Origin of the sequence: Kitasatospora sp. GP82, from assembly GCF_029892105.1 — a bacterium.
Classification (GTDB): domain Bacteria; phylum Actinomycetota; class Actinomycetes; order Streptomycetales; family Streptomycetaceae; genus Kitasatospora.
Genome location: NZ_JARZAJ010000119.1, coordinates 1 through 1644, shown reverse-complemented (window position 1 = coordinate 1644; position 1644 = coordinate 1). Strand labels below are relative to the sequence as shown.

The following is a 1644-nucleotide window of genomic DNA, read 5'->3' as shown; positions in this document are numbered from 1 at the left end:
GGTGGCGGCGGCGGAGGGTGAGGTGGGCGGCCGGGCGGACCGCGGCCGTCGCGGCGGTGGCGGGTTTGAGGGGGCGGGGGCCCCGGGGGGCGACTGCCCGGGCAGGGCGAGGGACATCTCAGCTCCCGTCCGGGTGCAGCATCAGCACCGCGGTGCGGAGCAGGATCTTGGCGTCCTGCCACAGGCTCCAGCTCTCGACGTAGCGGTTGTCGAAGCGGGCCCGGTCCTCGATCGAGGTGTCCCCGCGCAGGCCGTTGACCTGGGCGAGGCCGGTGAGTCCGACCGGGACGCGGTGGCGGTCGGCGTACTCGGGGTACGCCTGGCCGAAGCGCATCACGAAGTAGGGCCGCTCGGGGCGCGGGCCGACCAGGCTCATGTCGCCGCGCAGCACGTTCCACAGCTGCGGGAGCTCGTCCAGCGAGCTGCGGCGCAGCAGGCGGCCGACGGTGCCCATCCGGTGGTCCTGGGAGATGTTCCAGCGGGTGGCGGACTCGTGTTCGCTGCTGGGGCGCAGGGTGCGGAACTTGAGGACGGTGAAGACCCGCCCGTCGAGTCCGGTGCGCTGCTGGCGGAAGAGGACGCCGGGGCCGGTGTCGAAGCGGACGGCCAGCGCGCAGGCGGCCAGCACGGGTGCGAGCGCGAGCAGGCCGAGGCCGGAGGCGAGGATGTCCAGGGCCCGCTTCACGGGCCAGCCCTGCCGGCGCATCGCCGGGCGGCCGAGTTTGAGGCAGGGGAAGCCCCAGAGCTGGTCGCGGTCGGGCCCGGCCACCGAGCCGTACTCGCGCAGGGCGGGTACCAGCCAGACCTGGCAGCCGAGCCGGGCGGCCTCGCGGAGGGAGGCGGCGGTCTCGGCCTCGTCGGCGGCGCCGTCGGTGGCCACGACATGGTGGATGCGGTTGCGGCGGATCTCGCGTTCGAGCACCTCGCGCCCGCCGAGGACGGGCAGCTTGGCGTCGGCGGCGAGCAGCACCGGGCCGGGGTCGAGATAGCCGACCGGGCGCAGCCCGTACTCGCGGTGCTCGGTCAGGGCGGCGGCGACGCGCTGGCCGAGCTCGCCCGCGCCGAGCACCAGGGCCGGGCTGGGGCGGCGGCGGCGGGCGCGGCGCAGCAGGTGGTAGACGAAGGCGCGGCCGCCCGCCGCGAGCAGGACCAGCGCGGTGAGGGTGGCGAGCAGGCGCGGCGGGTGCGCGGCGGTGTGGGGCAGACCCTCCAGGCAGGCGGAGAGGGTGACGGCGAAGGCCAGTGCGACGGTGGCCCTGGTGGCCAGCGCGGGGAGTTCGTCGAGGGCGGAGAGGGTGAGCCTGGTGCGGTAGAGGCCGGCCGCCAGGTTGAGCGGGAGCAGCAGGGGCAGAACGGCGGCGGTGCCCAGCAGGGGCTGGCCGGTCCGGTCCGCGGTGAGGGTGGTGGCGGTGCAGACGGCCAGGGTGTCGACGGCCAGCAGTCCGATCGGCAGGGCGAGGCGGGAGCGGAAGGGCCTGCGGTGACGTCCGAGCGCCGCCGAGGCACGGGTCTGGGAGGCCGGCTTCGGCCGGTCCAGGAGCCCGGTGGCGATCCGCCGGGAGTTCGGCAGGGGGCGGCCAGGGCGCGGCACGCTCTCGTGGTCAATGGTCATCAGCGCACGAACTCCCCTGCTGTGTACCCGCC

1 protein-coding gene is annotated in these 1644 nt (G+C 75.9%); it reads right to left on the bottom strand.

All coding sequences use genetic code 11. The annotated features are described in order from the left end of the window. Nucleotides 1-118: 118 nt before the first annotated feature. A complete protein-coding gene (locus P3T39_RS37330) occupies nt 119-1612 on the bottom strand; it encodes an exopolysaccharide biosynthesis polyprenyl glycosylphosphotransferase (protein ID WP_280703779.1) in 1494 nt (497 codons plus the stop codon). Between the last annotated feature and the right edge of the window lie 32 nt (nt 1613-1644).